The sequence below is a fragment of the Hymenobacter tibetensis genome, from assembly GCF_022827545.1.
Taxonomy (GTDB): domain Bacteria; phylum Bacteroidota; class Bacteroidia; order Cytophagales; family Hymenobacteraceae; genus Hymenobacter; species Hymenobacter tibetensis.
Map to the genome: position 1 here is coordinate 2,749,196 of NZ_CP094669.1, position 24,966 is coordinate 2,774,161.

The 24,966-nt window shown below is 58.9% G+C and carries 18 protein-coding genes and 1 riboswitch; of the genes, 9 read left to right on the forward strand and 9 right to left on the reverse strand.

Annotated features, from left to right (window positions below; all coding sequences use genetic code 11):
• Positions 1-50: 50 nt before the first annotated feature.
• The 3 genes from MTX78_RS10970 to MTX78_RS10980 are packed head-to-tail and all read right to left on the reverse strand — an operon-like array spanning position 51 to position 2,624.
• Positions 51-935, reverse strand: a complete 885-nt coding sequence (locus MTX78_RS10970) for an SDR family oxidoreductase (protein WP_243802585.1) — start codon at positions 933-935, stop codon at positions 51-53.
• Positions 928-1,932 (reverse strand): NAD-dependent epimerase/dehydratase family protein, encoded by a 1,005-nt coding sequence (locus tag MTX78_RS10975; protein WP_243802587.1) that lies wholly within the window; start codon positions 1,930-1,932, stop codon positions 928-930. The genes MTX78_RS10970 and MTX78_RS10975 overlap by 8 nt, the downstream gene beginning before the upstream one ends.
• Positions 1,932-2,624 carry a TIGR04283 family arsenosugar biosynthesis glycosyltransferase gene (locus MTX78_RS10980; protein WP_243802588.1) on the reverse strand — a complete coding sequence of 231 codons (693 nt, stop codon included), beginning with the start codon at positions 2,622-2,624 and terminating at the stop codon, positions 1,932-1,934. The genes MTX78_RS10975 and MTX78_RS10980 overlap by 1 nt, the downstream gene beginning before the upstream one ends.
• Before the next feature lie 280 nt (positions 2,625-2,904).
• Between MTX78_RS10980 and MTX78_RS10985 the strand changes: the two genes are divergently transcribed.
• Together MTX78_RS10985 and MTX78_RS10990 are read left to right on the forward strand one after the other, a co-directional pair.
• Entirely contained in the window at positions 2,905-3,714 is an 810-nt protein-coding gene (locus MTX78_RS10985; protein ID WP_243802590.1) for a DUF547 domain-containing protein, read from the forward strand.
• Between the two features lie 81 nt (positions 3,715-3,795).
• Complete coding sequence (locus MTX78_RS10990) at positions 3,796-4,398, forward strand: DUF6134 family protein (protein ID WP_243802592.1); 603 nt, start codon at positions 3,796-3,798, stop codon at positions 4,396-4,398.
• An 8-nt stretch (positions 4,399-4,406) separates the two neighbouring features.
• Here MTX78_RS10990 and MTX78_RS10995 read toward each other — a convergent pair whose 3' ends face one another.
• Positions 4,407-5,501, reverse strand: coding sequence for an ArsO family NAD(P)H-dependent flavin-containing monooxygenase (locus tag MTX78_RS10995; protein ID WP_243802594.1), 1,095 nt, complete (start codon positions 5,499-5,501; stop codon positions 4,407-4,409).
• 478 nt (positions 5,502-5,979) lie between these two features.
• Here MTX78_RS10995 and MTX78_RS11000 point away from each other — a divergent pair, with 478 nt between their 5' ends.
• Positions 5,980-6,228 carry a hypothetical protein gene (locus MTX78_RS11000; RefSeq protein ID WP_243802596.1) on the forward strand — a complete coding sequence of 83 codons (249 nt, stop codon included), beginning with the start codon at positions 5,980-5,982 and terminating at the stop codon, positions 6,226-6,228.
• Between the two features lie 746 nt (positions 6,229-6,974).
• Positions 6,975-7,184 (forward strand): hypothetical protein, encoded by a 210-nt coding sequence (locus MTX78_RS11005; RefSeq protein ID WP_243802599.1) that lies wholly within the window; start codon positions 6,975-6,977, stop codon positions 7,182-7,184.
• 89 nt (positions 7,185-7,273) lie between these two features.
• Here the strand turns inward: MTX78_RS11005 and MTX78_RS11010 are convergent, their stop codons facing one another.
• Both MTX78_RS11010 and MTX78_RS11015 read right to left on the reverse strand, forming a co-directional pair.
• Positions 7,274-8,443, reverse strand: coding sequence for an LLM class flavin-dependent oxidoreductase (locus MTX78_RS11010; RefSeq protein ID WP_243802602.1), 1,170 nt, complete (start codon positions 8,441-8,443; stop codon positions 7,274-7,276).
• Between the two features lie 85 nt (positions 8,444-8,528).
• Positions 8,529-9,836, reverse strand: a complete 1,308-nt coding sequence (locus MTX78_RS11015; protein ID WP_243802603.1) for an APC family permease — start codon at positions 9,834-9,836, stop codon at positions 8,529-8,531.
• Between the two features lie 342 nt (positions 9,837-10,178).
• Positions 10,179-10,270, forward strand: a riboswitch (SAM riboswitch).
• Positions 10,271-10,793: 523 nt separating this feature from the next.
• Between MTX78_RS11015 and MTX78_RS11020 the strand changes: the two genes are divergently transcribed.
• The 3 genes from MTX78_RS11020 to MTX78_RS11030 all read left to right on the forward strand — a co-directional run bounded on the left by MTX78_RS11020 (position 10,794) and on the right by MTX78_RS11030 (position 18,072).
• Positions 10,794-13,820, forward strand: a complete 3,027-nt coding sequence (locus MTX78_RS11020) for a SusC/RagA family TonB-linked outer membrane protein (RefSeq protein ID WP_243802605.1) — start codon at positions 10,794-10,796, stop codon at positions 13,818-13,820.
• A 12-nt stretch (positions 13,821-13,832) separates the two neighbouring features.
• A complete protein-coding gene (locus tag MTX78_RS11025) occupies positions 13,833-15,188 on the forward strand; it encodes a RagB/SusD family nutrient uptake outer membrane protein (RefSeq protein ID WP_243802607.1) in 1,356 nt (451 codons plus the stop codon).
• Between the two features lie 172 nt (positions 15,189-15,360).
• The gene (locus tag MTX78_RS11030; RefSeq protein WP_243802609.1) at positions 15,361-18,072 is read left to right on the forward strand and encodes a M14 family zinc carboxypeptidase; all 2,712 of its coding nucleotides are present in this window, start codon (positions 15,361-15,363) and stop codon (positions 18,070-18,072) included.
• Between the two features lie 102 nt (positions 18,073-18,174).
• Here MTX78_RS11030 and MTX78_RS11035 read toward each other — a convergent pair whose 3' ends face one another.
• Positions 18,175-18,738, reverse strand: coding sequence for a hypothetical protein (locus tag MTX78_RS11035; protein ID WP_243802611.1), 564 nt, complete (start codon positions 18,736-18,738; stop codon positions 18,175-18,177).
• Positions 18,739-18,947: 209 nt separating this feature from the next.
• Here MTX78_RS11035 and MTX78_RS11040 point away from each other — a divergent pair, with 209 nt between their 5' ends.
• Together MTX78_RS11040 and MTX78_RS11045 are read left to right on the forward strand one after the other, a co-directional pair.
• Positions 18,948-20,063 carry a cellulase family glycosylhydrolase gene (locus tag MTX78_RS11040; RefSeq protein ID WP_243802613.1) on the forward strand — a complete coding sequence of 372 codons (1,116 nt, stop codon included), beginning with the start codon at positions 18,948-18,950 and terminating at the stop codon, positions 20,061-20,063.
• A 187-nt stretch (positions 20,064-20,250) separates the two neighbouring features.
• On the forward strand, positions 20,251-21,768 hold the full coding sequence (locus MTX78_RS11045; RefSeq protein WP_243802615.1) for a DUF4394 domain-containing protein: 1,518 nt from the start codon (positions 20,251-20,253) through the stop codon (positions 21,766-21,768).
• Between the two features lie 80 nt (positions 21,769-21,848).
• On the opposite strand, the gene MTX78_RS11050 is transcribed toward MTX78_RS11045, so the two are convergent.
• Both MTX78_RS11050 and MTX78_RS11055 read right to left on the reverse strand, forming a co-directional pair.
• On the reverse strand, positions 21,849-23,315 hold the full coding sequence (locus MTX78_RS11050; protein ID WP_243802617.1) for a glycoside hydrolase family 30 protein: 1,467 nt from the start codon (positions 23,313-23,315) through the stop codon (positions 21,849-21,851).
• A 19-nt stretch (positions 23,316-23,334) separates the two neighbouring features.
• The gene (locus MTX78_RS11055) at positions 23,335-24,840 is read right to left on the reverse strand and encodes a glycoside hydrolase family 30 protein (protein WP_243802619.1); all 1,506 of its coding nucleotides are present in this window, start codon (positions 24,838-24,840) and stop codon (positions 23,335-23,337) included.
• Between the last annotated feature and the right edge of the window lie 126 nt (positions 24,841-24,966).

The window sequence follows — 24,966 nt, forward strand, 5'->3', positions numbered from 1 at the left end:
CTCCTAACTGGATGTACGAAAAGGAAGGTTCAGCCGGTTTAGAGAATAAGTTATTCGTAGAAATGCCGTAGGCGGCGGGTGGTAGTCAGCACAATCCAGTCACCTAACCGGGGTAGGTAGGTATGCACGAGTACTATCAACCGGCCAAGCGCCGAAATGATCGTGCGCTGCCGCCGCCGCCGGATGTGCGTCAAAATAATAGCAGCCACTTCTGCCTGAGATTTTTGCCACCGTGGGGGGCGATGCGCAATCGGCACGGGCTGCCCGGCGGCGTCCAAAACACGTTTGTCTGGATCGTTTTGCGTGAAGCCAATGTGTACGACGCCGAAATGAATACCCGTGTGTGCCAACTCTAACCGTAAGGTGTGGGAAAGGTTGGCCACGGCAGCTTTACCGGCACAATAAGCCGAGCCGCTGGGCATACCATTCAGCGCCGAAATAGAAGAAATAAACGTGACGCTACCCCGCGTGCGGGTCAGGTGCGGCAAGGCAGCTTTGAGCGGGTACACTGTGCCGTATACGTTACTGTCGAGTACCTGCCGAAACACGTCGGGGTGCATGTCGGCAAAGTAGGCCCGTTGCGAGATGCTAGCGTTGGTAACCAAGATATCCAACCGTCCGAAGGTCTGCACCGCCACCGCCACCAACTCCTCGCACGCCGCATAGTCGGTCACGTCGGTGAGGCTACTGGTTACGGCAAAGCCGGCTAGTTCGAACTCGCGGAGCGTCTGGGCCAGGCGTTGGGCATGGCGGCCGTTGAGCACCACGGCCACCCCTTGCTGGCACAGGGCCCGGGCCGTTTCGCGGCCGATGCCCGACTCGGAACCGGTGACAATAGCCACTTGACCTGCGAATAAGCCACGGGCTGGCCCTTTTACGGGCGGAGGCCATGCTACAGTCTGCGCCGTGGCGGGGGCTGGTTCTAACTCACGCATACTGATGGGCTTTAAACCAGTTGAAGGCTTCCAGAATTCCTTCTGATAGGTCAGTTTGGGGCAGGGCCAACTCGTCGCGGGCTTTTTGGGCCGTGAAATAATGCCCGTCGTTGGCAACGGCCACCATAGCGGCGTTGACTTGGGCCGGCCGGCCGGTTAGTTGGGTTTTAAGGTCACACAGACTGCCGTAGAGGTGGGCCAGGGCGGGGGGGAGCGGCCAGCGCGGCGGCCGTACGCCCATTAGGTCAGCCATCAGAGTGAAGGCTTCGCGGTAGGTGAGGTTTTGGTTGCCTAGAATATAAGACTCCCCGATACGCCCCTGCGTAAGCGCATTTATGGTAGCCACGGCCACATCCCGCACATGCACGTAGTTTTTGCCGCCCGCCGGGTAGCCCGGTAGCCGCCCCTGGTACAGTTCCAGCAGCAGGGCGTTGGAGGTAGGCTTAACATCACCGGGCCCCAGCATAAAAGTTGGGTGAACCAGTACCGCTGGGAGTTGCTCTTGCCGTACAGCCCGCAGCAGGAGAGAAGTGGCGGCCTGCTTGCTGTCCATGTAATCTAGGCCGTAGCGGCGGCCGGCGTAGGGCCGGGTTTCGTTGCCGGGTCGCTGTTTGGTGCCGAAGCCAAATACGTTGGCGGTACCTACGTACACCAGCCGCTCCACCCCGGCCTGGCGGGCTATCCGTAGCATGTTTTCGGTGCCAGCGAGGTTGGTGGCCCAAACGGCCGGGTTACGAGCCGGATTCACTTGGGCCAGCGCCGCCGCGTGGATGATGGCGCTGCACCCTTGGGCCGCGCCTGCTACCGTGGCCGGCTGCGTGATGTCGCCCTCCCAGACCTCTACCGGTAGCATGTCCAAGGGCAGCAGCGCAGTAGGAAGCGGAAACCAGTTTTCCCGAATCAGCGCGCGCACTGAATAGCCTCGTTGCAACAATTCCTGCACGAGGTGGCGGCCCAGAAACCCGCCGGCACCAGTCACGAGTACTTTGGGCAGCATCAGCGGTAGTTGAGCATGGCTTTGTAAGTGCGGGCAATGCGGGAGGGAGCTACCTTCAGAAAAAACAGCGAGAAAGCCGTCAGATTGGCCAACTGTACTCGCAGCCAGCTATTGGTTTCGTACTTACGCGCTGATACCACCACATCTTGCGGCACAATCAGGAAGCGAGCCTGCCGCCGGATGCGCTGAATGATATCGAAATCCTCCATGATGCAGTAGTGCTCGTCGAAGCCGCCCAGGCGCTCGAACAACTGGCGGGTAACGAACAAGGTTTGGTCGCCGCCGCGGCTCATGATGCCTCGGAAGCGCGTGCCGTAGCTGTTGAGGCGCAGCAGCGGATGTCGCGAGTTGAACCGGAAGCGGTAGCAGCCCGCCTCATAGCCGCTGGCTACGGCTTCCTGAATGGTGCGTACGTAGTCTGGGTGAATACCTACGTCGGCGTGCACGAAATACAGAATCTGGCCCGAAGCGTGTTGGGCGCCGTAGTTCATTTGAGTGGCCCGGCCAGGGCTAGGGGAGCGGAGCACGGTAGCGCCGGCTTGCTGCGCCGCTGCTGCCGTGCCGTCGGGGCTGTTGGCATCTACCACCAGCACTTCTATGGTGTGCGCCGGGGCATGTTGCTGTAGTTGCCGCACTAAGCTGCCAATGCTGGCGGCTTCGTTGTAGGTAGGGATAATTACACTCAGCATCATAAAGCAAGGGTAGAAGGCAAATGCAAGTTCCTCTATTTTATCATACGGTAGCACAAACCCTAGTAGAGTTTGCCGCGGGGCAGAGCAGAAGCTAAGGGGAATCAGCGCCACTCACCGCCGGGGTGGACTGTCGGGCGGCGCTTGGGTTGTCAAGCTCAGCAATGTAATATGAAGCAGCATCGGCTTGGAAGGAGCACCTCAACACTACGAAAAGATATTGTAGAGGAGTTTGCCTACCTGGGCAAATCTTTTCTGCGCTTAGCCCACGTATATTCAGCCAATGAACCTGCCTAGTTATCCTTTTGCTTTTGGAGGCCGCGTTGTGGTGGCCGCTGCTTTGCTGGCCAGTAGTGTGTGCGCCAGCTCCACCACGTTGTTGGCGGCTCCTGCGGTAGTGGCGCCCGTAGCGGCCGGAATAGACCACAGCGCTTACGACAAGCTGCTTAAGAAGTACGTCAACGAAAAGGGGCTCGTCAATTATAAAGGCTGGAAAACCGAGCAGGCGGCCTTCAACCAGTACCTGCAGCTGCTAAGCAAGAATGCGCCTACCAACAGCTGGAGTAAAGCCGAGCAGATGGCATACTGGATCAACGCCTATAACGCCTACACCATCCGCCTGATTCTGGACCACTACCCGCTGCAAAGCATCAAGGACATTGGCACCAAAATCCAGATTCCCTTCGTCACCACTCCCTGGGCGTCCAAGTTCTTCACCATTGGAGGCAAGAAAATGAGCCTGGATAACATCGAGCACGGAATACTGCGCAAAGACTACAACGACCCGCGCATCCACTTTGCGTTGGTGTGCGCCTCCATCAGTTGCCCGCGCCTGCGCAACGAGGCCTATATAGCCACCAAGCTGGAAAGCCAACTACAAGACCAAGGCCGCGACTTTCTTAACAACCCAACCAAAAACAAGCCCGGTAAAACCAGCGCCCAGCTTTCCAAGTACTTTGACTGGTACAAGGGAGACTGGACCAGCAACGGTCAAACTGTAGTGGGCTGGGTGAATAAGTACGCGACGACCAAGCTCGACAACGGCGCCAAAATCAGCTACCTCGACTACAACTGGCAGCTCAATGAACAGTAGACCTGCCCCGCAAAGTCCGGCTACCACCGCTCCGCCCTTGGCCCACCAATGAGCAAGCGGCGTGGCGTTCTGTTCGCTTTCGTGGCAAGTGTTCTGGGTTTCTCGACTGACGCGGTTGGGCAAGCCACAGCAACCCCAGCCAAAGAAGTCCGGCGCTATACCATAGAAGTGGCAGGCGTGCGAGTGGGGACTATGACGGCCACGCGCCAGGCTACGGCGGGCGGGGCCGAGGTGGTATCTAGCCTGGTGAGCGACGTTCAAGTGAACTTTCTGGTTTACCACCTCAAGATCTACTACCACGTAGTCAACCGCTCCCGCCACGGCCAGCTCCTGCTTTCCACCGTCGAGGCGCACACCAACCAAGGCAACTTCGCTTCCCGCGCCGAATGGAAGGGCGACCATTATACTATTGTGGCCGACCAGTACAAGCATCACTACCGCGCCACGGAAAAGCAGCCTATCACCTACACCGTCACCGACCAGTTCTTTGGGGAGCCCGCGGGCCGCAGCAAGGCGTACGCGGAATATTTCGGAGATTTTTTCAGCGTAAGCCAACAGGCTCCTGCCCGCTACCGAGCCGTGCGCGACGGCCGCGAAGACGAATACCGGTACGTCAACGGCCAGTTGGTAACCATCATCAAGAAGAATCCCCTGAAAAATTTCATCATTCAATTGCAGCCCTGATTCTGGCGCTAGCCCACAAGTGGCCGCTGTGCTGCTGCGTCTGGTGGAGCGAGCAGCCACGTCCGGATTTCTTCGGCTGTGGCGCGGGCCGTTCGGCCTACTCCGATAAGTGTGGCGGAGGCAAAGCCGGTCCAGTTGCCGTATCCTACCAGCCATAGCCCAGGCAGCGCCGTGGCCCGCGTGTTGGTGGTGGCCACGCGGCCATCGGCCTGCACCACGCCCAACCCCGCCAGAAACGCCAGCGCCGGGCGAAAGCCAGTACACCAAACAACGGCGTCCACGTCTTCTTCCTGCCCATCGGGCCACACTACGCCGGTAGCAATGAACCGGCTGAAAGGACGTACACTACTAAGCACTCCCCGGCGGCGGGCCTCTTTCACCGAATCGACCATCACTACGTCGCCTAGGGAAGGTGGGGGCGGCGCTTTGGTGGTGCCCTGCTGGGCGTGGTAGCGCTGCGTGGCTTGAGCGAATAGCACCCGGCCGTCCACTTCGTCGGGCAGAAACCGGGGCTCTTGCTCGGTAACCCACCGCGTGCGCGCCACCCGCGAGACTTCTGCCAGTATCTGAGCCCCAGAATTGGCACCCCCGACTACCAGCACTCGCTTGCCGGCAAAGGGTAGCGCATTGCGGTAGCCAGACGAGTGCACCTGCATCCCCCCAAAGTCCGCTTGACCGGGGTAGGAGGGCACGTACGGATTGCGCCAGCTGCCGGTAGCACACACCACCGCCCGTGCGTGCCACGTCCCGTGGTCGGTGAGCACGACAAACCCGGTGCTGGCCGCTTGCACGTGCGTTACCCGCACCGGACGCTGCACCGGCAGGGCGTAGCGGTGCTCGTATTGTGTTAAGTACTCCGTGACGGCATCGCGCGGCGGAAACCCATTGTCTTCCGGGCGGGGCATCAGCCAGCCGGGTAGGGAGTTGGCTTCGGCCGGCGAAAACAGTTGCAGCGAGTCCCAGGCACATGGCCACGCTCCGCCGGGTTCCAGCTGGTCGTCTAGTAGCACAAAGGAGAGGCCCGTTCGGCGCAGGTAGTAGCCTACCGCCAAGCCGCTCTGGCCGGCTCCAATAACTAACACATCTATGGTTTGGTCTGCCACGAGGAAGAAAAATCTGATTTGTTGCTGGCTACCTGCATAACCCGTTTGCAGAGTATTCCTCTATCGAGGGTGCGCTGATGCCTGGAGCTAGAAAAAAAGTTGCGCCTAAAATCTATGTACCTACAAGGCTCTGCTTTGCTTGCCACGGTAGTAGGGGCAGGGCCTTGCTTTTGTGGCTTTCCTGCAAGAGCTGCAAGGAGTTAACTTCTTTGCTACGGGCCGTAAGGAGCGGCAAACCACCACGGAGAAAGGAAGAAGATATGTGGGCTATGCCACCGCATGATTATGGGATTGGCGGAGGATGGTCTGGGTTTTGCTTAAGCAGACAGTACCTATCTGATTACAGGTCGGCAGAAAGATACACTGGTTTGAAAATTAACCTTTCCAGCCAATCTCCTGTCCGGTCTCCTATGCTGGTATAGTTTCTCCCAAGGAGGCCATACCAATCCGTTCTCCGCCCCCTCCACCTATTTGCGCCATGTTACTCACCTATTCCGCCTTTCAGGCTCTAGACCGCCAGCAGCAGGACTGCTATGTGCATCTGCACGGGCAATTTATGGCCCACCGCTGGCTTGAAAACTATAGCATTGAGCTTTACAGCCTTGGCTCGTTTTACTGTGAACGATGGTTGGAACAGGAGTGCCGTCATCTGCCGGAGTACCGGTCTTTCTCAACGGATGAGTGTCTGGCCTGGTATCCATCTCAACTACAACAGGCGCCCTATTAGCCGGTACTTCTCCTTACGTAGTTACGAAGATAAGTCCCTGACTTGGTGTGGGTAAGAGTCTTTATCTATGACGCGCCAGGAGCTACATTATTCTAGAAATAGAAGCAATATATGGTGGCCAAGCACATGAAACTATACCAGGCTAAAACCAAGGCGCAAGGGCAGGTGCTTGAAGACTGGAATAGACCATTTGTGCTGTAAATGCACAAAGCCCTTCCGAAGAAAGGCTTTGTGTAAAGGCAAAGTTGGTTGTGGAAGGGGATTATGGATCAGTGAGGCAAATCTCACTCGAAGCACGCCCTCTCACAAGGACAACAGAAGTGGAATTGTGACATGCTGCTGGGCAGCAATTACACTATCTGAGGATATTTATCCATTATAGACGGATGCTAGTAAAAGCCTGATAGCCAAGTAGTGCGCCTATAAAGAGGACTTTACAAACCTTAACACACCGTCAAATTATCTGCCCGTACCTGCGCAAACGAGCAGTAAAATGAGCTCTTCGAACGCTGTTATACTCCGAATCTGAGGTGCATGCGTTTCGACGTGCTGACTCGCGTCTAGGAAGTGGTGTGGGAGGTTGGCGGCCATGCAACAGGGCTGCTATTTCACCTAAAGATGGCGTGGGCATTAAACCTACTGTGGTTTGCAGCATCCAATGCCTGCAAAAGCGTGTCTGTTGCCATACCAAACGACATTATTACCTCGTTTCCGTAAGGTTGATTTTACTACTATTCTAGCTTGTCATGGTTATTACAGCTGATACTTTCTGCCGCTTACCGCTCCCCGAACAGATCAGCACAGTGCTCCGGCAGGGCACTTTCCTGACGTTGCGCTATGAAGAAACATACGCCGTAACGCACTACTTACTTAATGGCTTCTTTGCTGACCTCTATTATAACCAGCAAGCTCCTTGGCCTGAGCGTATTCAAGTGCTCGACGACCAGCTCTGGTAAGCGCATAGTCCAGTAGATGCCTGCCTAGCACGTACTGCTTACGCCGCTGATAAAGTTGCTTAGCTGCTTTAAATGGAGAAGCTGTGTCCTTACCGCAGCGGCGCCGTAGTGAGCGGGGTGACGGGGGTAGTGGCGGGGCGGCGGCCTTGAAACTCGGGCATCGACACATTAGGCAGCCGGGGCAGCACGTACCGGGCGAAATAGTCGGCCTCGTTTAATAGGGGGTAGCCCGAGAAGATGAACGCGCGGAAGCCCATGTCCATGTAGCGGTTGATTTTCTCCACAATCTGGTCGGGAGTGCCTACTAGGGCGCCGCCGGCTCCGGAACGGGCCTTGCCGATATCGGTCCAGAGCAGGGGCTCCACGAAGCCTTCGTTGTCGGCGTGTTCGCGCAGTTGGTTTTGGCGGTGTACCCCCAACGACCACGAATCCTGCGCCCGGCTCTTGATTTCGGCGCCTTTCACCGGGTCAAATTTCGACATCAGCTTGCGGGCATAAGCCCGGGCTTCGTCCTCGGTTTCACGCACCACCACGTGGATGCGAAGGCCGAAGTCAATTTGCCGGCCGTGGCGGGCGGCGCGGGCGCTCAGATCCTGCATGGTTTCATAGAGCATTTCCTCGGTTTCCGGCCACATCAAGAACATGTCGCAGTATTCGGCGCACACTTGGCGGGCTCCTTCCGAGGTACCCCCGAAATACAGCAACGGGCCGCCGTTTTGCTGATATGGTTTGGCCGGATCAGAAGCCATATCAAACTGATAGATTTCTCCTTTGTGCACAATGCGCTCCTGGGTCCAGGCTTGCCGCAGGATGTCAATGGTTTCGGCGCAACGCTGATAACGCATCTCCGGCGCCTCCCGCAAACCAGGTAGGTCGGAGTTGATGATGTTGATGGTCAGCCGTCCTTCCAGCATATGGTCGAGCGATGCTAACGCGCGGGCCAACATAGGCGGATGAATTTCTCCGGTCCGAATGGCCGTAAGCAAGTTGATGCGCGACGTTTGGGGGGCAATGCCGGCTGCAAAGGTCATGACGTCTTGCCCCACCGTGTAGGAAGTGGGCAGCAGAATATTGGAGTAGCCGAGGCGCTCTGAGGCAAGCACTATGTCGCGGCAGTGAGCCCAGGAGCTACGGTAAGCGCCATCCAATACGCTCAAATATTGCGTGTCGCCACCGCATAGGTCGTCAAACCAAGATATTTCAGCTACGCGCTGGGGGGTGCGAATGGCAACGGAAGTGATAGGGGAGGAAAGCGGCATGAGGTGGGAGCGGAGTGAGCCGATGAAAACGTGAGTAGAACAGGAGAATGGTGCTCTGAGGCAAGAAAACTCTTTATGCAGGAGCTTACGGCAAGATGGGGTTCCGCTTGCGAGTCACTGTATACAAACCCAGCCCCACCACGGCGGCCACCGCAACGTCACGCGCTTCCGTGCCTTTGCTGGTGGACAGCAGCCACACGCACAGGCCGACGCACAACGTAGCCAGCAACCGGCCACCCCGCACTTGAAACGGAGCTGGCTGGGTTGGAAAACGACGGCGCAACACGGGCAGGGCCGCGCAGGTAAGGGCGAAGTACGCCAGCCGAATGATGGTGCTCAGCGTGAGAGCATAGATGAAAGTACCGGAAACTGCCAACGCCAGCTTCAGCACTGCCGAAACCAGCAAGGCAACATAAGGCGTGCGAAAACGAGGATGCGTAGCCCCAAAAACAGCCGGAATTTGCTTTTGCTCGGCTAAGGCAAACAACAACCGTGGTCCGGTCAGCATCAGGGCATTCAGGGTTCCCAGCGCCGTGAGCATAGCTGCGGCTGCAATGAAAGCCGCTCCAGCGGGCCCCAAAAATTGCTGGCTGGCACTGGCTAGGGGCCGCTCAGCAGTGGCCAATCCAGGTAGGGTTCCGATGCACACCACTTGCACTAACAGAAACAGCAAGGCCACCGTGGCAATGGCCGTGAACAACGCAAACGGCACATTACGCTGCGGATTCTCGATTTCGCCGGCCGGAATAGCCGCCACATCGAAACCGGAAAAAGTGAAAATCAGCAGAAGCACGGCACTTGAAAAGCCGGTGTAGGAAGGAGGGGTAGCAAACGAGAAAGCCTGCCAATCCACGAAGAACAGCCCCACGACCGTGAATAGCAATAACACCAGCACCTTGCTGACCGTGAACAAGTTATTTAATAGGGAAGCCGTGCGCACCCCAATCAAGTTGACTAAGGTGAGAACCGCAACTAGCGCGGCCATCAGCACGACCCGCCCGCTGCCGACGCCGGCGCCTGGCCAGAAGTAAGCGGCATAATCCACAAACAGGTTGCACAATGCCGCAAAGCTCGCCAGGCGCGAAATCCACAACATCCAGCCCACTTCGAACCCCACCAGGGGCCCGTACGTCTCGCGGGCGTACAAATACGGCCCGCCCGTACCGCTGAAACGGCTGCTTACTTCGGCAAAGCACAAAATGATAAGCGTGACGATGCCCGCACTCACGGCGTAGGCCACCAGGCTATAGGCTCCCACTAAGGCGTATATTTTCGAGGGTAGCCCGAGGATGCCTGCCCCGATGGTGATGTTGATAATAAGGGCCACAAAGTCCCAGCGGCGGATGCCACGTATCAAGTCGGGCCGGGCAGTGGCTGGCGGCAAAGGAGTCATGCGAAACAGGAAAGCGGTTGGAAACAGGCGGCGCAAAGCCACCAGCAGGGCACGGCGTTACGTTGTGGCAGGGCAACAACACGAGCGGTTTTCAATCAACTTCACTGGCAGCATCAACGAAAAGGCTAGAAGGTAGATGGGCTGATAGCCGTATGCTCGGCTGGTAACCGGCACGGCAGGAAAGCAAATATAGGTAGCGCATCGAGTGCAGCAAGTTCCGGCTGCTTGCGTGAAACTACCTCTGAAAGCAGAAGTTGAGGGAGAGAAAAATAAAATTTGCATTTCTAAAAAATGCACGATTACATTTGCAACATCAATTCTTTCCAATAAAGTAAAGGATTGTTTTTATACAGAGGCGCGGAGAGACAGGCTCTATGAACCGCCGACAACCCCCGGAACATCCGGAACGGTGCCAAGTCCTGACCATATAAAAACAACAACGCCGTGAGCACCTTCACCAGCTTTGCCGTCCTAGTTATCACCCGCGCCACCCTACAGCATGGGTGTTGTGGCTTGATGCGCCCATTCGTCTGTATGCAGATGACTGGCATGAGCTGCTAAGGACCGGGTACTACCCTTTTTCCTTCTTGTTTGCTCTTGTAGCTGACAGCGGTAGCGCGCTCGTTGGCTGCCCCACACCCTACGGGCCGAAGTACGCCCTTTTGGCCCTGCTCTGACCGTTTTGGGCGGTTACGGGGCAGGCACAGCCACAGCCCTTCGGCCCCAACCACTGCTTGTTTCAGCCCCACTGGTTCCGTCGTTTTTCTCGATGGATTTCATTTGGCTGTGCCTGACTTTAGGCTGTGCTGAAAGCCACGCTGTGAGGTGTTTACGCACTCTAAACCGTCGTGCTTGGGCAGTAGGGCCATTTAGGCGGTGCACGCCGCTTCTCCAGCAATACATAGCTGCGCTGCTAAGCTGCGCGGGATTTCGCTTGCCACTTCACTTTACTTTCATATGAAATTATCTACTCTTGGGGCGGTGCCCATTGCCTTACTGAGCCTGGCTAGCACGGGTTTGGCCCAAAATGCCCCAACGCAAACTGTGACAGGCACCATCCTCGATGCCACTGACCGCAGCCCGATACCGGGTGTAACGGTGGTGGTGAAAGGCACTACGGCAGGCGCTTCCACTGACTCCAACGGGCAATTCACGCTGGCGCTGCCTGCCGGTAATAACACGTTGGTAGTTAGCGCTGTGGGCTACGTAAGCCAGACGATAAATGCCACGTCGGGCACCGTAAGTATTGCCTTGAAGTCCGACGTGAAGCAGCTCTCGGAGGTGGTCGTGACGGGGTACAGCGAGCAGAACCGCAAAACCCTGACCAGCGCCATCAGCTCGGTGAAGGGCGACGACTTGCGCGACATACCGGCGGCCAGCCCCGACCAGTTGTTGCAGGGCAAGGCGCCCGGTGTGCAGGTGTCGGCCAACTCGGGCGTGCCGGGCGGGGGCGTGTTTATCCGCATCCGGGGCAGCAACTCGGTGAATGCCAGCAACGACCCGCTGTACGTGGTGGATGGCGTGTTCATCAACAACAGCAACCTGATTGCTACGGGCCTCGGCCAACAAGTGGCCTCTAACCCGCTGGCCGACCTGAACCCGCAGGACATCGAGAGCATGGAAATCCTGAAGGATGCCAACGCTACGGCCATTTATGGCTCGCGCGGGGCCAACGGGGTGGTGCTCATCCGGACCAAGCGTGGCAAAGCCGGCGACAAAACGCGCATCACCTTCAACACCTACCACGCTCTTTCCAAAGCCCCGAAAGAATTCAAGCTGGTAACCGGGCCGGAGCTGGCGACGCTGGAAAACGAGCGGTTTTTGAATGATGGTGGCAACCCCGCGCAGCTGCCGTACCGCTCGGTGGCGGCGGGGGGGCGTGGCCTGCCGGAAGAGCAGCAAACCTACGACCGGCTCTCCGACGTGTTTCGGACGGCCCAAACCCAGAGCTATGAGTTGTCGGCGGCTGGGGGCTCCGAGAAAACGCAGTTCTACATCGGGGCGGGCTATTTCAAGCAGGAAGCCATTGCCCGGCCCACCGATTTCGACCGGTTCAGCTTGCGCGTCAACCTTGACAACTCGGTGAACGACAAGCTACGCATCGGCACCAGCACCGCCCTGACGCGCACGCACCGCAACGTAAGCAGCAACGACAACAACCCGGTGGGCGTCATCAACTCGGCCCTGTATCCGCGCACCAACCTGCCGGTGTACAACCCCGATGGCTCATACGCCAAGTACGGTTCCTTCGACAACCACCAGGCCCTGATTGACAACCTCAACAACGATGCGGTGGGCACCCGCGGCATCTCGAACCTGTATGGCGAGTACCGCTTCCTCAAGAACCTGACCTTGCGCAGTAGTTGGAGCATCGACTTCAACGAGATGTACGAAAACAACTTCAACAACACGCTGATTTTGGCCGGGCAGCCGCGCGGCACCGCCACCTCCTACCTCTCGCGCGACATCACCTTGCTCAACGAACAGACCTTGAACTACAACGTGGACTTCGGGGACAACCACTCGTTGCAGGCGCTGGTGGGGAACACCATCCAGAAAAACACGTTTCAGCGCACCTCTCTGTTTGGGCAGCAGTTCCCCAGCAACGACCTAACCAGCATTGCGTCGGCGGCCACCCAAACAGGTTCGTCGGAGCGTTCGGAGGCAGGGCTGCTGTCGTTTTTCGGCAAGGCGACGTACAGCTTCAAGCAGCGCTACACCGCCGATTTCAGCTTGCGGGCTGATGCCTCGTCGCGCTTCGGGGCCGACAAGCGCTGGGGCTATTTTCCCGCGGTAGGACTGGGCTGGCGCCTGGGGGAAGAGAACTTCATCAAGGACCTGGACGTGTTCCAGGAACTGAAGCTGCGGGCCAGCGTGGGCAAAACCGGCAACCAAGCCGGCATCAGCGACTTTGCGGCTCTGGGGCTCGTACAGGGCGGGGCCAACTACCTCGACCTGCCGGGCACTACCCCATTGCGGCTGGCCAACCCCAACCTGAGCTGGGAATCGACGCGGCAGTGGAACGTGGGCTTGGACGCCGCCGTGCTGCAAAACCGCTTGCAATTGGAGCTGAACTACTACGACAAGTACACCTCGGGCTTGCTCCTGAACGTGCCGGTGCCGCGCAAAACAGGCTTCGCGTCTGTGGTGGAGAATTACGGCGCTGTGAGCAACAAAGGTGTGGAAGTGCAGCTGACAGCCAACTGGTTGCCCCAGGGCGCGGTGCAGTGGAGCACCACCTTCAACCTGGCCCGCAACGTGAACCGCATCGAGAAACTGGCCGCCCCCATTACGGCCGGCTCGCGCGACATCTTCCGGCTGGAAGAAGGCGCCCCGCTTTACTCGTTCTGGCTCTACCACCAAACCGGCGTGAACCCCGAGAATGGCAATGCCGAGTACGAGGATGTGAATGGTGACGGACAACTGTCGGTGGCCGACCGCAAGCTGGTGGGCAATGCCTGGCCTGACTACTTCGGTGGCGTAAGCAACTCGGTGAGCTACAAAGGCTTTGATTTCGGGTTCCTGCTGAACTTCGAGCAGGGTGCGAAAATCATGAACATGAACCGCTTCTTCCTGGTGCACGGCGGCACACAAAGCAACATCGGCTACCTGCGCGAGCAGCTGGACCGTTGGCAGCAGCCCGGCGACGTTACGGACGTGCCGCGCCTGACCACCAACGCAGCCAGCAACAATTACGGCGGCGTGGTGCAGAACCTGAGCGACCGGTACCTGGAAGACGGCTCGTTTCTGCGCTTGCGCACCCTCACGCTGGGCTATACCGTGCCTAAGGAAGTGGTAGGAAGGGCGCATTTGAACTCGCTACGGGTGTACGTGCAGGCCGCCAACCTCTTCACTATCACGCCCTACTCCGGCCTCGACCCGGAAATCAACTCGCAGAGCGGCGTGCAAAACAGCAAAAACATCGACTGGGCCACGGTGCCTCAGCCCCGCACCTTCCAGGTGGGCGTAACGGTCGGACTCTAAGCCTTACTCTAGATGAAAAAGAACCTATACCGCCTTCTTTTCGCTTTTCACGCCACTGCGGCCACCCTGGGGCTAAGCGCCTGCAACGACTTGCTGGAACCCACGCCCGTGCAGCAGCTGCCCGCCGACCGTGCCATTACCGATGCTGGCAGCGCCCGCTCGGCCACCATCGGCGTCTACGACCGGGTGCAGGCTTATTATCAGTTGAACTGGCCGGTGCTTGGCTTTCTACCCGGCGAAGACGTGCGCTTCAACGGCACGCTCAACCAGTTCCTGCAAATCGACCAGAACCAGCTCAGCGCCGACAACGTGCTGATTACCGAAGCCTGGACCCAAATGTACCAGGCCATCAACGGCGCCAACAACGTTATTGCGGCCGTGCCCAACGTGAATGACCCGTTGCTGCCTGCCGCCGAGAAAAACCAATTGCTGGGCGAAGCCTACTTCCTGCGGGCCTTGGTGTACTTCGATTTGGGCCGGGGCTGGGGCGGCGTACCCTTGGTACTCACGCCTACCCGCAGCAAAGAAAACGGCCAGGGTATCCGCCGCAGCACGCTCGCCCAAACCTACGACCAGGTGCTGGCTGACTTAGCGGAGGCCGAAACCCTGCTGCCCGACGCTACCACCCGCAACCGGGCCACGAAAGCCACCACTCGCGCCCTGCGCGCCCGCTTGCACCTCTACCGCCAGCAGTGGACTCAGGCCGAAACCAACGCCACCCAGGTAATCGGGAATACCAACTACAGCCTCGTGACGCCATACCGCGTTATTTCCACCGCGCCTTTCCTGAGCCGGGAGTCTATTTTCGAGCTGACGTTCAGCAACTCCGACGCCAACGCCATGTGGAACAACTGGTTCCCGAGTGCGCTCGGCGGACAGTTCAACTTCCAGCCAGTGCCGGCCGCCATTGCGTTACTCAACGACCCGGCCGCAGGCGGCAGCCGCTCGGCTTTACTGGCTACCACCACTATTGCGGGGGCCAGCGTCACCTACGGCAACCTCTACAGCCGCTCGGCCCAGCGCGACGACCCGAGCTACGTGCTACGTCTAGCTGAGCAATACCTAATTCGGGCTGAGGCCCGCGCCAAGCAAGGCAAGCTCACCGACGCCCTAGCCGATTTGAACGCCGTACGCAGCCGCGCCGGGGTGCCCGCCAGCACCGCCGCCAGCGCCGAAGCCTTGCTCTTAGCCATCGAAAACGAGCGGCGTATCGAGTTTGCCTTCGAGGCGGACCGCTGGTTCGACCTAGTGCGTACCGGCCGTGTCGGCGTGGTGCTCGGCGTCACCGACCAGCGCCGCTGGCTGTTCCCAATTCCCTTCAACGACTTGGTTGCTGACCCTGACCTGGAGCAGAACCCTGGGTACTAAGTGTCATTCCGACACAGGAGGAATCTGTGTTATTCACTCCAACGACTTCACTCAGATTCCTCCTGCGTCGGAACGATAACATTCTTTCTTGGCAAGGCTGTCACCGAAGTAGCCGTCATCATACGCTTTCAAATACAGGCTTGTAGAAACCTGTCTTTCGACCTCCATATTTATGTTAAAACCATACTTTTCTACTGCCCTTCTTGCGCTGGGCTTGGGCCTGACGCTGGCGCCAGCGGTGGCTCAAACTACCGGCTCCATCAGCTACTATTTCCCGAAAGCGCCGGCGGGCTCCTTCGACCCGGCCATTCCTACGCCCGAGCAGTTTCTGGGGTACCCAATTGGCTCACACTACACCCGCACCGACCAGATTGTGGCCTACCTGCGGGAGCTGGACCGTGTATCCGACAAGGTGAGCTTCCGGGTGCTGGGCAAGACGTTTGAAGAGCGGCCTCAGGTAGTGGCTACCATCACGTCGGTGGAGCATCAGCAGAATTTGGTGAAGCTGCAAGCCGAGCGCAAGGGTCTGGTGGATCCATCGTTGCCGGCGCCTGACTACGGCAAGCTGCCAGTGGTTATTAGCTTGAACTATGGGGTGCACGGCAACGAAAGCTCCAGCTCGGAAGCCGCCTTGCTCACGGCGTATTACCTCACGGCCTCCACCGCGCCCGAAACCAAGCAGTGGCTCGACCAATCCATTATTACCATTGACCCGCTGGAAAACCCCGATGGGCGCGACCGGGCCTCGCACTGGTTCGACCAGAACAAGTCGTGGCCGGCGGTGACGGATCCGCTGGACCGGGAGCACACCGAGGCCTGGCCCAACGGCCGCACCAACCACTTCTACACCGACCTAAACCGGGACTGGCTGGCCCTAACCCAGCCGGAAAGCCGGGCCCGCATGGCGTTTTTCCACGAGTGGTACCCCAACGTGATGATTGATTTTCACGAAATGGGCACCAGCAGCACCTACTACTTCGAGCCCACCAAGCCGCTGAGCACCGAAAACGACCTGATTCCAAGGGCTACTTACGAGGTGCTGAACGTGCACCTGGCCAAGTACCACGCCCAGGCCCTCGACCAGCTCGGCGCCCTGTACTGGACCAAAGAGCAGTTCGATAACCTCTCGCCCATCTACGGCTCCACGTATCCTGATTTCCAGGGTGGTGTGGGCGCGACATTCGAGGTGGGCAGTTCACGGGGCATAGCGCAGGAAGGGGGCAATGGCGTGGTGAAATTTCCGTTCACCATCCGCAACCACGTGGCCACCGGCCTGGCTACCGTGCGCGGCGCAGTGGAAGAGCGGGAACTGTATCTGCGGCACCAGCGCGAGTTTTTTAGCTCGGCCCTGACGGCTGCCAACAAGTTTCCCACCAAAGCCTACGTGTTCGGCAGCGCCCAAGATCCTACGCTCACCAACCGCTTCTTGGAACTGCTACTCCAACATAAAATCCGGGTGCACGAGCTGGGCAAGACGGTGACGCTCGACAAGCAAACCTTCGAGCAAGGCAAGGCTTACGTGGTGCCTACAACGCAACCTCAGTACCGCATCATTCACTCGTTGTTTGAAGAAGTAACAGCCTTCCACGACAGCGTATTCTACGACGTAACGGGCTGGAGCCAGGCCCATGCCTACGGGCTGCCGCTGGCCAAACAGAAAAACACCAGCTTGGTACAGGGCGCGCCGGTAGGGGCCATAAAATCCCTGACGGGCACCGTTAATGGCGGGGCCAGCAGCTACGCTTACCTACTGCCGTGGTCGGATTACAACGCTCCTAAGGCCCTGGTAGCGTTGCAGCAAGCCGGAGTGACGGTGAAAACCGCTTTCAAACCATTCCGGGCCGGCACCGCTACCCAACCTGTGGATTTCGGGTACGGCTCGTTGGTGGTGCCGGTAGCCACGCAAAAGCTGCCCGCCGATTCGGTGTTTCAGATTATCAGCCGGGTAAGCCGGCAAGCCCAGGTGACGTTCACGGGCGTAAGCACCGGGTTCAGCGTGGGCGGTATTGACTTGGGGTCCAATAACGTGCGCACGGTGCCGGAAGCTAAGGCGGCATTGCTGGTAGGGGCGGGCACCAACGTGGCCGAAGTGGGCGAGGCGTGGTTTGTGGCCAGCCAGCATTTGGGCTTGCCCCTGAGCCGCTTGGAGTTGAGCAACGTAGGCCGCGCGCCACTGGGCCGCTACACCACCTTGGTGCTGGTGGGCGGCAGCTACGCCAGCCTCGACAAAGCGGCCGTTGATAAAATCCGGCGCTGGGTGACGGATGGCGGCACGCTTGTTACCTTGAAGAACGCCTCGGAATGGGCCATCAAGCAGGGTATCGTGAAAGAGAAACTGCTGATTCCGGCCAACGGCGGCTGGGCCGATACCACCGCCTTTGCCGTAGCAGTAGCCGAAGCCACCCCGCCCGCCCCGAAAGCCACCCAGCGGCCCAAGAAAAGCGAACTGCCCTTCGCTAAGCGCGTGGACTTTGTAGAGCAGGAGCAGGAAGGCACCCGTGCCATTGCCGGTTCCATATATAAAGCCACCGTGGACCCCACCAACCCCATCGGCTTCGGGCTGACCAACCGGCAGCTGTTTGTGTTCCGCAACGGCACCACCTTCCTGCGGCCGAGCCGCAACCCCTACGCCACGGTGGTGCAGTATACGGCCGCCCCCCTGGTGAGCGGCTACGTGTCGCGCGCCAACCTGCGCCAGATCAGCAACTCGGCGGCTGTGGTGGTTAGCAAAGCCGGTACTGGCCGGGTTATTCTGTTCGCCGACGACCCCAACTTCCGGCACTACTGGCACGGCACCGACCGCCTGTTCACCAACGCCTTATTGCTGGGTTCCTTGATCAACCTGCCCGAGGGCCCGGCCACCGTTGCGGCCGAAGAGGAATAGCATAGTAGCCCCGCGGAATGTCTGCCCCATTGTTATGGAGTTGGGAGCCTGGGTAGACAAACCCGGTGCTAGCCAGCACTAGCACCAAGGCTTTTCGCGGGGCTACTCCTGTACAAGGTCCGGGGCTCGGCCGTGCTGGGTGGCCCATTCCGCTTCCAGCGCGGGCAGCCGATCCGAGCCGTCGGTGAGCCAATCCATGGCTGATTCCGGGTCGGAGAAGTACTGCGAATCAAAGCGGATGGCGGGTTGCACTAGGTCGTGGAGCGCGTCAATGGCTAGTTGGTTGTGCACGCGTCCGATGTCGATAACCAGCACCAGCCGCTCCAGCGGGAGAGCTACCAGGCCGGGCATCCATTGGCGGCCCAGCCATTCCTGGTCGGCCACTGGCAAATCGGGCACACTGTCCATGTCGAGCAGCAAATGCCGCACGGCCAACGTCTGTAGGAGCAGCAGTAGCTCCTCGGCGCTTGTGCGAAGCCGGCTTGTGTCGGGGCCGGCCACCCACTCCAGACGTAATACGCCCAATTCTTCATCATACTGCAAGCAGAAGTCGGGAATCTGTCGGAAAATCAAGTGCAAGTAGGTGAGGGGCGGGGCAGAGAACAAGGACGTATGGTACCCCAAAGGCAGCCCCTTGAGAAACCAGCTTACCAGCCAGACAAGCATGTAACACCACTTGCCCGGTAGTATCGAAGCCACCACAGCTCCGGTATTGCCGGGCAAGTGGTGCTACAGAGGTAGATCAGTGACGCCGGATATGGGCGCAAGTAGGTGCGGTTGCCGGTTCGGGCGCAGTAGCTGGGCCCGGCCTTCTGCCAAGACCAGCTAACACAACCTTATATTAGCCTATTCTTAACTGTTTTTATCCACTTACGATGAATAAAATAGTGTTTTTCATTGTCCTGCTATTGATTTCGCCGGATACTTATGCGCAGAAGGCTAAGGCAGGGGCAAAGAAGAGTATCTCTCGGTCGGCTGCGGTGGGCCAGCGCTGGACCATCGAGCAGGCGCAGGCGTGGTACAAGGCGCACCCATGGATGACGGGCGCCAATTTCACGCCGAGCACAGCCATCAACCAGCTGGAAATGTGGCAGGCGGCCACCTTCGACCCCACCACTATTGACCGGGAACTAGGCTGGGCCGAAGGCATCGGCTTCAACACCATGCGGGTGTTTCTGCACAGCCAGGCGTGGCAGCAGGACCCGGAAGGCTTCAAGCAGCGCGTGGATACCTACCTCGGCATTGCCGACAAGCACCACATCCAAACCATGTTTGTGTTCTTTGATGACTGCTGGAACAAAGACCCCAAGCCTGGCCTGCAGCCCGCGCCCAAAACCGGCATCCATAACTCCGGCTGGATGCAAGACCCCGGCGACCCCGCCTCCCGCGATTCCACCACCTTCGTGAAGCTCAAGCCCTACGTGCAGGACGTGTTGAACCGGTTCAAGAACGACCGGCGCATTCTGCTCTGGGACTTGTACAATGAGCCCGGCAACTCCGGCAAGCTGGCCACGTCGTTGCCGCTGCTGCGCAATGTGTTTGCCTGGGCCCGCGAGGTGAACCCTAGCCAGCCGCTGAGTGTAGGGCTATGGGCCTGGGATTTTCAGCAGCTTAATACCTTCCAGGCCCAGCATTCCGATATTATCACCTACCACAACTACGACGAGGCCGCCACGCACCAGCGGCTTATTGAGTTGCTGGAAACGCACGGCCGGCCACTGATTTGCACCGAGTATATGGCCCGCACCCGCAACTCGCGCTTTTCCACTATTCTGCCGCTTCTCCAGAAACAAAACGTGGGCGCCATCAACTGGGGCCTGGTGGATGGCAAGACCAACACCAAGTACCAATGGGAAACCCCACTGGCCGACGGCAGTGAGCCAGTGGAATGGTTTCACGAAGTGTTTCGGAAAGACGGCAGCCCGTACCGGGCCGATGAGACCGAGCTAATCAAAAAGCTGAACGCGCAAGGGGCTCCGGCCGCCAAATAACGGGTGCAAACCATCTGATTTTGCACGGAGCGGGTAGGCGCAGAACCCGCGCAAAACTAGAAATACGGGCTTTAATGCGTTTTTAATGCCTGTTTGCTAGGTACTTATAGCTAGTATTTGGTTTTGGTAATCTGAACCGTGGTGGGGGTCGTAGGTCAGGGGGTATTTCAGTAACAACTCTTACCTCATGAACCATTCTTTTCTTAGAAGTGTCCGCTCGTTTTCGTTTCTGCTGGGCATGACCAGCTTGCTCACGGCCTGCGACGACGATTCAGAAACAGCGTCCGTCAACAAAATCGACCTAGCTTTCCAAGCGCTTTCCGACAACAACCAACTGCTGCAGTTCAACGCCAACAACGTGGCTAGCGCGCCAACTGCGGTGGCCATTACGGGGCTGCAAAGTGGTGAGAAGATCCTGAGCGTGGATTACCGCCCAGCCACGGGCCAACTCTACGGCCTTGGTAGCACCAGCCGCCTGTATGTCATCAACCCCACCACCGGCGTGGCACGCGCACTCGGGGCTGGCCCGTTTACACCTGCCATCAACGGCACCTCGGCTACCATCGACTTCAACCCCACCGTGGACCGGCTGCGGTTGGTGAGCAACACCGGCCAAAACCTGCGCCTGAACCCAGAAACCGGCACCGTGGCCGTTACCGATGGCACCATCAATGGCGCCGCAACGGCCACGGTGTCGGCGGTAGCGTACACCAATCCGGTGGCAGGCGCTAGCACCACCGTGCTCTTCGACATCGACCCCACTACCGACAAACTCTACCGGCAAGACCCCCCTAACGATGGCACCCTGGTGGCTATTGGCGACTTGGGCGTAAACGCAACCGGTACGGCTGGCTTTGATATAGCCGCCGACGACAACAACGCCTTTGCTGCGCTAACGGTAAACAGCCGGTCCGGCTTGTACAGAATCGACCTGACCACCGGCCGCGCCACCCTCTACGACAACTTCCCCACCAACACCACCATTATTGGGGTGGCCATTCCTACCAAGGCGGTTGCATACGGCGTCGATAGCGACAACAACTTTGTTGCCTTCAACCCGACCAGCCCTCAAACGCAGGTTACCAAGCCCTTCACCGGATTGCAGAGCGGAGAGCGAATTGTGGGCCTGGACATGCGGCCGCTTAATGGTCAGCTTTACGGCCTAGGCAGCACCAACCGCCTGTACACCATCAACCTAGCCTCTGGCGCTGCCGCCGTGGTAGGAGCCGGCGCGCCGTTGCCGCTAACTGGCACCAACTTCGGCTTCGACTTCAATCCTACCGTGGATAGAATTCGCATTATCAGCGACGCTGGCGTTAACCTGCGCGTGAATCCAACTGATGGCGTAGCTCTAGTAGATGGCGTTTTGAACCCGGGAACCCCCAGTGTAACGGCCGCCGCCTACACCAACAACTTCGCGGGTGCCACTGCCACCGTGCTGTATGACATCGACTCGAACACTGACATCCTCTACCGGCAGGATCCGCCAAATGCGGGTACTCTCGTGTCGGTGGGCCCATTGGGCGTAAACACCACTGGTGTCAACGGCTTTGATATTGGCGGCACCAGCGGTACGGGCTTCGCTGTCTTGACCGTAGGCACCACGGCCAGCGTGTACACTATTAACCTCACGAGCGGCACGGCCACCAAGGGTGCCGACTTGCCCCGCCCACTGCAGGCCATGGCAGTAGGCCTGGGTTTCTAACCTAAGCACGTTTATTTAGTATCCCAAAAAAGAAAGCCCCTCACGTGAGGGGCTTTCTTTTTTGTATAGTCGTTCTGTTCTTACTTCACCACCATAGTCATAATGGAGTGGGGACGGCTGGTGGCCGGGGCGGCCTGGCCCTGAATCCAGAGCTGAAAAGGCTGTTCCTGTTCGGTGGTGTTCAGCACGACCACGGCCACGCTGCCGTCGAGGTTGACGAAGGCTGTGGACTGCAGCACGTCGCGGCTGGCGGCCGTGGCGATGCGCCGGGCCCCGGGCCGGATGAACTTTGAGAAGTGGCCGATATAGTAGTAGGCGTTGGTGTAGAGTACCTTACCGCTGCGCGTGTCACCGATGATGGGGGCGAAGCAGAAGTTGCCCACGTGGTTGGGCCCGCCGGTTTCGTCGAGCAGCACGTTCCAGTCGGTCCAGGCCTCGGTGCCGGCGTTGAAGTCGTTAAGCATCGAGTAGCCGTACCGCTCGCCCAGCTTCCAGTCCTGAATGCCGCTGAACTGGAAGTTCTCCACGCAGCCCTCGGTGAAGATCAGGTGCTTGTCGGGGTAGGTTTCGTGCACGCGGCGCACGTTTTCGAACTGCATGCCGGAGCCGGTCCACGTTTCGTACCAGTGGTAACCCAGGCCCCAGAAGTACTGGCTGGCTTCGGGGTCATCAAACAAGGTGGCGGCGCGCTGGTAGATCAGGTCGCGGTTGTGGTCCCAGCCGATGAGCTTCTTGCCGCCCAGCCCGGCTTTCTTCAGCGTAGGCCCGAGGTAGGCTTTGACGAAGTCGCGCTCTTCCTCGGCCGTGAACAGGCAGGATTCCCATTTCTGCTTAGCCATGGGCTCGTTCTGCACCGACAGGCCCCAGATGGGGATGCCGGCTTGCTCGTAGGCCCGGATGAACTTGACGTAGTAGTCGGCCCAGCTTTGGCGGAACTCGGGGCGCAGCTTACCGCCGCTGAGCATGCTGTTGGTGTCCTTCATCCAGGCCGGTGGGCTCCACGGGCTCACGTACATGGTCAGTTGGCCGCCGGCTGCGGCTTGGGCCTGCTTGATGAAGGGGATGCGGTACTGCTGGTCATGCTGAATGCTGAAGCTCTTGAGCGTCTTGTCGTTATCGGCTACGTAGGTGTAGCTGCCACTGGAAAAGTCGGTGCTGTGGATGCTGGTACGGGCCAGCGTGTAGCCGATGCCTTTGGTGGGACTGTAGTAGGCTTGCAGCAATTCCTGCTGTTGGGCCTTGGGCAGTTTGGCGAAGGTTTCGGCCGCGGCATCGGTCAGCGCCCCCCCAATACCGAGCATGGTCTGGAAGCGGTGGCTGGGGTCGACGAAGACCGTGGGCTGGGTTTCCAGCGGCTGGCCCACGGGCTGGAAGCGCAGCGTGGCGGTGGCCGCCAGGCGCAGGTCGGTGTTCTGGGCCGTGGTATAGACCTGCACCTGTTTGCCGGCAGCGGAATATGGCTTGGTAGAGGGAGCGGGGGCTTTCTGGGCCAGGGCAGTGGTTGCGAGGGCCGACGCCAGGAAAGCGGCAATAAGTGTGTGGTGCATGCGTATAAAAGAAAAAGTATTACCAGATGTAGGTTCCGACGGCCCCGCTGCCTAGTTGGCTGGTGACCACCTTACCCCGGTAGCGGATATCGAAAGTCTGGACACTGGGGCCGGTGTTGAGGACGACAAGCACCTTCTTGCCCTCCGGATTCTTGAACGCCACGTTGGACAGGTTGGCGGGCAGCGTCGTGCCAATACGAACCGAGCCAGGGCGTACAAACTTGGCGGCGTGCGCCACGGTATAATAAGCGGTGTTGCGGGTTACGGCGTTGCCAACGATGGTCACGGCTCCGAGGCACGTGCTACAGCCTCCGGGCGTGTGCGGCCCATAGTTCTGATCGGCGGCCAGGTTCCACTCCAGCACATTGCGGCTCCAGTTGCGTGTCGCCCCGATGATGAGGTTGTTGACGTGCCAGTTCAGGTCGTCGGCAAAGTTGCCGGGGCCTCCCACCCATTGCTCGGTGAAGTACACGTTCTTGTCGGGGAAGGCATTGTGCACCGTGCTCATGCCCGAGATGTTGCCGGCGTAGAGGTGGAAGGCCGAACCATCCACATATTGACTGGCCTTCGGGTCTTGCAGCACGGTCATGGGATAATCGGTACGGTCGAGGTTATGGTCGTAAACGATGATCTTGGTGGTGATACCCGCCGCTCGGAAGGCAGGTCCCACATGGTTGCCAATGAAGGTGGCCTGCTCGGTGGCCGTCATCACCATGCTCGGGTTGTTGTCGGGGTTCAGAGGCTCATTTTGCAGCGTCACGGCATCCACCCGAATGCCTTCGGCCTGCATGGCTTGCAGGTATTTCACCAAATACTGGGCGTATACCGCGTAGTACTCCGGCTTGAGCGAGCCGCCCTTGGAGTTATTGTTGGTTTTCATCCAGTTGGGCGCCGTCCAGGGGGAGCCCAGGATCTTGATGGTTGGGTTAATAGCCAGAATCTCCTTGAGCACCGGAATCAGGTTGACCTTGTCCGGGGCCAAACTGAACTGTGCCAGCGTGGGGTCGGGCTGGGCAGCATCATCGTAAGTGAACACGGTGGCATCCAGATCGGAAGCTCCAATGCTGACGCGCAGGTAGCTGGTGCCGATGTTGTTGTCGGTGGTGGCAAACAGCTCGGTCAGCAGGGCGGCCCGCGTGGGCGCACTCATTTGGTTGAGCAATTGGGCGCTGCCCCCGGTAAGCGTGTAGCCGAAGCCGTCGATGGTTTGGAACGTTTGGGTGGTGTCCACGTCAATCGTGGGGTTTTGCCCGACCGGGTCCTTGAAGTTCAAGCTCAGCGTACTCTTGTAAAAGAGGGTGCTTTTGTCGGCAGTTGTTAGCCACAGCGCCACCTGCGACGGGCCGGTAACCACAGGCGGTACCACTACGGGTGGCGTCGGGTCCGGCGAGTCGTTGCTGCCGCAACTAGCCGCTAGCCCTAGCAGCAGCGCACCAGCGGCACCGCGAAAAAATGGCAATGATATAGGCATCATGGGGGAAGAATAGCGAGTGAAGAAGCGGATGCGGCCAGTAAGCGCAACCATAGGGTGGAAAGCTCTATGTATTAGGTGCTTGCGCCGGGGCAAGGGCTAGTGGAGCTGTGTCGTGTGACGTGGGTGTACAGTTGTATTCGATAAGCTAGCAGCATAGCCTGCCCCGGCCAGGCGCAG